At 57.3% G+C, this 6059-nt stretch carries 1 pseudogene; it reads right to left on the reverse strand.

Going from position 1 to position 6059, the window contains the following annotated elements:
* Positions 1-6059: pseudogene (locus ACO6UY_RS23745) on the reverse strand (hypothetical protein); the annotation flags it as partial.

A 6059-nucleotide genomic window follows, 5' to 3' on the forward strand; every position in this document is an offset into this window, starting at 1 on the left:
ACCACGCAGCGCCGACAACAGTCCTCCGTAACGGGTGGCACCGGCAGTGGCCGGGGCACGGTGGTCATTGGCAATAGCAGGCTCATCCCGGGGAGGCACCGGCTTGTCGACAGGCTTGCCAGAGAGCTGGCTGTCCAGCTGGCGACGCTTGCGTGAGTCACCCTGGCACGACGGGATCTCCCCCTCCGGGAAAAGCTCCGCAAAGGCATCGGGCTGTTGGAATATATCGACAAAATCAGCGGGGAAATGCTCCCGGTCTTCCAGTTCCTCCAGTCTGGCCAGGTAGTCGACTTTCTCAGCCTGGACGAGCTGTTTGATAGCGTCCATATCGCCACGAACCATGATTACTGGCGGCAAGATGAACTCATCATCGACGACGGTGGTATCGTTGATGATCTGCAACAGGTGACGATCAGTCTGTGGCGGGCGCAGATCATTATTGTCGTCATGGTGATCCTCAGTGATCCGGTTATCCAGATAGTTCGCCATCCCCCGGAGAACATCGCGGAACGGTGCGGACAATCCGGACGTGGTACGCAACAGATCATTGACCGTGGTCGCCATGCCCCGGGCGCTAAATCCCCGGAAAACCGGTGATTCTGCCGCCTCCTCCAGGGAGAACCCGGTGGCTTTGATCATATTGAAACGGGCTTCACCGTACTGTGAATACAGGTTCAGGAACTGGTTGACCAGATCATCAATCATGGCCTCCCGGGTGGGATTCTCGCCGCTCGCATCTGGCCCCATGGTCAGGCTATGGGAGGCATCATGGCGAATACACTGATCGGCCAGGCTCAGGTCCGAGAGGAACGTGTTCCTGAGTTCCTGGTCCATCGCCTGCAGGCCCTGGGCACAGCAGACCAGTCGTGCCAGCGACCATTGCGGGTATTCCCATTTCTTGTGGGTGATGATGTTATCACTCTCCTTGATGTTCTCTACTGCCCGGGTATTGGCACTCTGGATATTGCTGATACGCTGGCCATAGGTACGGTAGGACTTCGTGGTGCGGTCGGCATACAGTTTCAGCAGTTTTTTCCCTGCTGCAGTGATGCTCGGTCCCCGGTCTGCAGCCCGCGCCAGCAGTTCGCTCAGCGCCGAGGTGTCGGCCAGCCCCTGCTCGCTGGTCGAACAGGGAAGTTCCTCGCGATACAATTGATTTTGCAAATCCGTCGAGTTGTCGAACACGTCGCTGAACATCGCGAAATGCTCATCCCTCAGTGATTCCGTGTTCTGAATGTTCTGAAAATAGGCTTTGCGCTCGGCCAGGATGAGTTGATTGATCACCGTCAGATCCCGGGCGTCCAGCATGGGTGGCGACAGGTTAAACTCATCATCCGCTACCCGGACATTCTCCACCGCCCGCTGCAGTGCGGTATCAGGCTGCGGGGGACGTCTATCGTTGGTGCGCAGATCCTCATGTTCATGGTCCAGAGCGTTCTCAAGCGTTTGCAGCACCTCCCGGATGGGGGCCGACATCCTGGCCGATCTCGCCAGCAACCCGGTCACCGCCCTGCCAATGGCACCGGCATTGTAACCGTGGAAGCGATCATCCTCTGCTGCCTCGCCTCCGAATCCGGTGGCCCTGACCATGTCATAACGGGCAGCGCTGTAGAGCGCATACAGGTTCTGGAACTGGTTGGCCAGATTCCTGGTGATCGACACTTCGGTGGCGCGCTGGCCCGAGGTACCGCCGGGTTGGTGGTCATCCTGATCGTCATCATAGCGGAGGTACTGCCCCGCCGTACTGGTCATGTTCAGGAAGCTGTCCCGGAACTGTCTCTCCAGTGTCTCCAGCAGGTTGACGCAGCACACCTGTCGTTTTTCCGGCCAGGTTATGGAGTCTGACTCCTCGGCGGGTATGGCTGCCATCATCTCCCGGTTCTGCTGCTTTATGGCCTCGGCCTGGTGGGCATAGTCGGCATAGATTGCCGTGGCCTGGCCGACATACCCCTTCAGCAGTTTCCGCTCAGTCACGGTGAACTGTGACGTAGCCGGTGGGCGGGAAAGCAGCGGCGCCAGGGCCGACGTGTCGTCCAGTCCCGATTCGCTGTAATGGCAGGGAACGGTGTCGTCATTGTGGAACACGGCATCATAATCTGTGGGGTTCTGGAAGATCTTCCGGTAATCCACCGGGAAGCGATTCCAGTCTCTGTATACCCCCATGTTGGCAAGGAAACGGGCCTGCTCACCCCGGATGATCCGGTTGGTGGCATCAAAGTCTCCACGTTCCAGCCAGCCCGACGGCAAGGTGAACTCATGATCGGCGACGGTGGCATTGTGTATCACCGACGACAGTTGTTCATCCGGCCCGGGGGCGCGCAGAACGTTGCCATCGTTGAGGCGCTTCTCCGTGATCTGCCTGCCCAGGTAATCCGCCACCCCCTCCAGAACCTCCCGGAACGGTGCGGACACCCCGGAGGCATCACGCAACAGGGCATTGACCGTGTTATCCATGCCCTGGGCATTGAATCCCCGGAAAAGCCCGGCCTCGCCGGTCTCTGCCATGGCAAACCCGGTGGCCAGGATCATCTGGGAGCGCGCTTGTGCCAGCCGTGAGTACATAGTCAGGAAGCGGTTGGCCAGGTTATCAACGATGATCTCCCTGGCCGGGTTTTCCCCGGGAGCTTGCGGGTTCATGGTCAGGCCACGGCTGGCATCATAGCTGATGCATTGCTGGGCAAGGCTGCTGATGGACAGGAAGTTATCCCGGAGCAGTTTGTCCATGGCCCGCAGGCCGTGGGCGCAACACACCAGCCGTTCAAGGGGCCATTTCAGATAGGTCCGGTCGTTGATGGTTATCTCTTCACCAATGTCCCAGATGGCCTGCAGATCCCGGACATTGTTATTTTGGAAGTCGTTGATCTGCCACATATAGCGGTCATGGATCGCCTGGCCCTGGTCCGCATAAAGTTTCAGCAGTTTTTTGCCCTGCGGGCCTACCTGCGGCGGGCGGCTGTCGGTGACGGAGGCGGTGGGGGTCGCAACCGGTTGAGTGGTTTTATCCGGTACGATCGTTGGCGACGATGACTCAGCGTCAGTACGATCGTTAATGGCCGACGGGGTCGCCTCAGACGGGGTCGCCTCAAGGTGAGCTGTTGGTGTTTGGGAAGTGGATGTGGGTAGTGGTGAAGTGGATGGCTGTGAAGTGGATGGCTGCGCAGTGGTTGGCTGTGAAGTCGTTGGCTGTGAACTGGATACCGCCCGGGCGGTGTCGGTTTCAGCATCATCTGCGGCAGAGGGCGATGGGCGTGTGGCACCAGAGGTGTTTTGTGCGGCAGACAACGCTGTTTTTAGCGATGTTGACGGTTCTTTCGTAATCTCTGATAAGTCTTCTGATGCCCCGGTGGCATCAATCGACGAACTCAGCTCTGGTGAGAACGGAGCCGTAGTGTTGGATGACAAGGCCTGAGTGCTTGCCATCCCGGATGGGGTCATTGACACATCGGTGGTATTCACCGACGAACTCAATTCCGGTGAGAACGGAGCCGTAGTGTTGGATGACAGTGCCTGAGTGCTTGCCATCCCGGATGGGGTCATTGACACATCGGTGGTATTCATCGTTGAACTCAGCTCTGGAGAGAACGCAGCCGTGGTGTTGGATGACAAGGCCTGTGTGCTTGCCATCCCGGATGGCGTCATTGACACATCGGTGGTATTCATCGACGAACTCAATTCCGGTGAGAACGAAGCCGTAGTGTTGGATGACAAGGCCTGTGTGCTTGCCATCCCGGATGGCGTCATTGACACATCGGTGGTATTCATCGACGAACTCAATTCCGGTGAGAACGAAGCCGTAGTGTTGGATGACAAGGCCTGTGTGCTTGCCATCCCGGATGGGGTCATTGACACATCGGTGGTATTCATCGACGAACTCAGCTCTGGTGAGAACGGAGCCGTGGTGTTGGATGACAATGTTTGAGTGCTTGCCATCCCTGACGGAGTCATTGACACATCTGTGGTATTCATCGACGAACTCAGCTCTGGTGAGAACGGAGCCGTGGTCGTGGTGTTGGATGACAATGTTTGAGTGCCTGCCATCCCGGATGGCGTCATTGACAAATCGGTGGTATTCATTGACGAACTCAGTTCCGGTGAGAACGGAGCCGTAGTGTTGGATGACAATGTCTGTGTGCTTGCCATGCCTGACGGAGTCACCGACACATCGGTAGTATTCATCGACGAACTCAACTCTGGAGAGAACGCAGCCGTGGCACTGGATGATAACCTCTGAGTGCCTGCCATGCCTGACGGAGTCACCGACACATCGGTAGTATTCATCGACGAACTCAACTCTGGAGAAAACGCAGCCGTGGTACTGGATGATAACGTCTGGGTGCCTGCCATCCCTGATGGAGTGAGTGACACATCGGTGGTATTCATCGACGAACCCAGCTCTGGAGAGAACAGCTCCGTGGTGCTGGATGATAACCTCTGGGTGCCTGCCATGCCTGATGGGTTCAGTGATGCCTCAGTAGTATTCATTGACGGACTCATTTCCGGCGAAATCCGGGCCATCGTGCTGGATGACAATGCCTGAGTGTTTACCGTTCCGGACGGGCTTAATGAACCCTCTGTAGCATTAACGAACGAACCAGACTTGGATGAGGCTAAAGTGATGATACTGGACGACACTGCCTGTCTACTTGCCGTCTCTGACGAACTCAACGACGCCGTGATAGTATTAAACGACAAACTTGACTCTGCTCCAATTGGAGCTGTGGTATTGGCAGATAGTGCCTGAGCACGGGTGCTCTCTGACTGGCGTGGTGCAGCCTCAATAGTAGTGCTGGCCAACGAACTCAATCCGGGTGCCAGCACAGGTGCAGCGGTAGGCGGCCATAAAGCCGTCGATAACAATGCTTTTGAGGCGTCCGGTGGTACATGGCTGGAACTGCCCTCAGATACCGCTAAGGACGTTAGCAGTCCGGCTTCACTGGTTGCACGATCCATGGCAGCAGATGCCATTGCAGGGGTAATGTCAGCCTGTTCTGTCACGGTTACAGCCGTGGTTGATACGCTGGTCGATGCCAGTGGCTGCGGGGTGTTGGTCTCCGGCGCGATGGTGGCCAATGCATGCACGTCAGACGACACCACTGCCTGTGCGCCGGTTGACGATGCGATCGCAACAACAGGGCTACTGTTGTCAGCAACCACTCCGGGATTGCTGCCTGGCCTGTCCGTGGCAGGTTGCAGGCCTGTGACGGGTGGCTGGCCGGTCGTTAACAATCCACTGGTGGGCGTGGTTCCTCTGTTACCACTGCCACCGGATGAGTGATGATGGCCGGAGTTGTCCTTGTCAGATGAATCATCATCACTATCACCCCCGCCTCCCTTCTTCTTCCCATCTTCTGCAAGTTCGTAGATTTCATAACCTACCCAGCCGGCAACGCCGGCTGCCACGGCTGCAGCAATGATCATAAGTAATTCCGGGGTCAGGAGTCCGACAGCCAGTGTTTCAGCAAAACCGGCCATCAGGCCGGTTGCACCGAATCCAACAACGCCTTCTGCAACTATCCTTTTTACGGCCTTTTCATACAACTCATCGGCGGCACAACCGCCCATGCCAGCCCCGGCCAGGGCTCTTTTACGTCGACACGCGGGTTCTTTTATTTTGCCACTGCTGCCTTTGCCACGAGTGCGGATATGGGCCCAGTCTTCGCCGCCGGGTTCATGATGTGGCGGGGCGGGTGCCTTGGCCATCAAATCCTCAACAGAAGTTTTGAGCCCATCACCCAGGGATTTCAAAACCTCGGTCTCTGGCACAAACTCCTCTGCTGCACTTTCCCCAATGCGGACCCCGACATCTTCCGCCGCCGCATCGCCCCCGTTCGAGGCCAGTCTTTTTATAAATGCGCCGCTAGCCACCGAACCTAATGTTCCGCCGACGCTACCAATCGCGATTCCGGCCTTGGTTCCCACACTTAAACCTTGATCGGTGCCACCGGAAGGCTGGCCACCCGACGATTGGGGAACCGCACCAGCGGCTGGGTGAGCCAACAGCGCCGCTCCGGGAACCTCCGGGGCAATAGCATTGATGGCATCCTGCAACACCATCATCT

The organism is Endozoicomonas sp. ALE010 (genome assembly GCF_049310165.1).
GTDB lineage: Bacteria > Pseudomonadota > Gammaproteobacteria > Pseudomonadales > Endozoicomonadaceae > Endozoicomonas.